The following is a 1,730-nucleotide window of genomic DNA, read 5'->3' as shown; positions in this document are numbered from 1 at the left end:
GTTGTGTGGGGTGCGGGGTGTGTGCCCCGGGTGTGTCGTCCGTACGGGGTGTGTGGGCCCCTCTTGATCGGATGTGGGGGTGAGCGGCGATACTGGGAGGTCCGTATCGTTCTCCGCTCATCAGATGGATCCATGTCGAGCTCCAGCGCCACCCATCCGTCCACCCCGTCCACCGTGTGGCTGACCCGGGGGCTGCACACCGGCTCCGCGCCGGGGGAGGTGGTGCGCGGGTATCTCCAGCGGCTCAAGGAGACCGAGGAGATCGTCGACTTCCTGGAGCTGGGCGAGGACGTGCGGCCCTCGGGGCGGCTCGTGTTCGAGGCCCGCTGGACGGTCGGCGAGGACGTGACCGTCCGGGCCCGGCTGGAGATCGCCGAGGAGGCCGAGCGGGGGACGACCCGGCCGTGGGCGCTCGTCGCCGAGGCCGAAGAGCCCTGGAACCGGCGCTGGCCCTCCCCCGCGACCCGGTTCTGGTCCGAGGAGCCCTGGGAGATCGACGGGCAGTGGGACCACTCCCAGGTCGCCGGGCTGCGCTTCCGCGAGGCCACCGCGCTGCCCTCGGACGACAAGGATCTGCGGCGCGTCCTCAAGAGCGCGATGCGCGACGACTGGTCCATCCACGTCGTCGTCCACGAGGCCATGACGCCGGACGCGCGCGGACGGCTCCCCCTGACGCGGTTCCTCACCGACGGGCTGCGCGACCGGGTCGTCGAGCACCGCGCCGCGCCCCAGCAACTCCGTGCGGTCAACTGGGCGTTGAAGGAGTCGCGGGCCGAACTCCCCCGGGGCGGCGCGGTGATCCTCCCCCACGGCGACATCGACCCCGCCGACTTCGCCGTCCGCACCGTCTTCCTCGACGGCTCCGAGCCCTCCGAACTCGTCGACGCCATCACCCGGTTCACGACGGTGCCCCAGCAACTCCCGGACGACGCGGACGCGTTGCTCACGGCCCTGCGCGAGGACTGGCATCTCCTCACCCTGCGGGAGGAACTGGACCGGGAGCGGCAGCTCGTCGCGATGTACGCGGACGCGCTGGACGCGATGACCAAGTCCCGTGACCTGTACCGGGAGGCGGCCGAACGGGCACACGAGGCGCTGGAGGTGTTCCGGGAGTCGGCGGGGGTGGTGGACAGCGTGTCGGAGCCTACGCCGACGCGTCCCGCGCAATCGCCGTTCCAGCAGATCACGCGGACGTTCGAGCGCTTCAAGCTGCCGAAGAAGACCGAGGACTGAGAATGTGGCCCACGCCGTTTCTCCGACGTGGGCCACATCCCCCTCAGCTAACCCGTCACCTTCCCTGCGTCGGCTGTGCCGCCAGCAGCAGGGTCGTCAGCGACGCCAGTGCCGCGCACGCCGCCAGGCCTCCTGCCAGCCAGCCCGGGGCCGCTGTCAGGTCCATCGCCCGGGTGAGGGAGGCCGGGCCCATCCGTCCGTGCAGCAGCTGGCCGGCTGCCAGTGCCGCGGGGACGAGGAGGGTCAGGGCCAGGACCGGGACCGCCGGGCGGATCGTCAGGAGGACTCCCAGGATCGTGCAGGCCAGGGCCGCGCCCAGGACGAGGCCGTAGATCTGGGGGGACTCACCGTCGCGGTGGAGGGGCAGGGTCGCCGCGCCCGTCGCGAGGAGCAGGAGCGCCGTGAGGCGGCCCGCCCTGCGGGTGGCGCGGTCGGGGGCCCGTCGGCGCGCGGCCGTGGCGAGGCGGGCGGTCTCCTCGTCGTCGTACGCGGTCCCC

1 protein-coding gene and 1 pseudogene are annotated in these 1,730 nt (G+C 72.7%); one reads left to right on the top strand and one right to left on the bottom strand.

Features of this window, described 5'->3' with window-relative positions:
- Nucleotides 1–132: 132 nt before the first annotated feature.
- Nucleotides 133–1,233 carry a hypothetical protein gene (locus AOK24_RS40715; RefSeq protein WP_055724943.1) on the top strand — a complete coding sequence of 367 codons (1,101 nt, stop codon included), beginning with the start codon at nt 133–135 and terminating at the stop codon, nt 1,231–1,233.
- Nucleotides 1,234–1,288: 55 nt separating this feature from the next.
- Here the strand turns inward: AOK24_RS40715 and AOK24_RS48960 are convergent.
- Nucleotides 1,289–1,730: pseudogene (locus AOK24_RS48960) on the bottom strand (hypothetical protein); the annotation flags it as partial.

Origin of the sequence: Streptomyces niveiscabiei, assembly GCF_001419795.1 — a bacterium.
GTDB classification, from domain to species: Bacteria; Actinomycetota; Actinomycetes; order Streptomycetales; family Streptomycetaceae; genus Streptomyces; species Streptomyces niveiscabiei.
The sequence above is the reverse complement of the archived record's forward strand: the minus strand, read 5'-3'. Positions and strand labels throughout refer to the sequence as shown.